The 503-nt window shown below is 64.8% G+C and carries 1 protein-coding gene; it reads right to left on the reverse strand.

What is annotated here, in order from left to right:
- On the reverse strand, window positions 1-503 hold a 503-nt coding region (locus ACFQO4_RS21205; protein ID WP_500262724.1), incomplete at both ends, for an AMP-binding protein.

Consider the following 503-nt stretch of genomic DNA (forward strand, 5'->3'; position numbering starts at 1 on the left):
TCGGCGGAGAAGCCCGCGAAGACGACCGAGTGGGGCGCCCCGATGCGGGCACACGCGAGCATCGCGATGGGTAGCTCCGGAATCATCGGCAGGTAGAGGGTGACGACGTCGTCCTCCTCGACGCCTAGCTCCCGCAGCGAAGCGGCGAACGCTTCGACCTCGTGCAACAGGTCGCTGTAGGTGTACGTTCGAGTTTCCCCGAGTTCGCCCTCCCACTTGATCGCCGCCCGATTCTTCGCGCCGTCCTCGACGTGGCGGTCGAGACAGTTATAGGAGGCGTTCAATTCGCCGCCGGTGAACCACCGATAGAACGGCGCGTCGTCGGCCTCGAGGACGGTATCGTACTCCTGGTTCCAGGAGAGCAGGTCCGCAGCCCGCTCCCAGCACTCCGGCCAGTTCTCCTCGAACTCCTCGTAAATCCCCGGATCGCTCACGTTCGCTTGCTCGACGAACGACGACGGCGGCTCGTACGTCTCCCCCTCGGCTAACCGTGCCTCGAGTTC

The sequence above is a fragment of the Saliphagus sp. GCM10025334 genome (assembly GCF_042663485.1).
Lineage (GTDB): Archaea > Halobacteriota > Halobacteria > Halobacteriales > Natrialbaceae > Natronosalvus.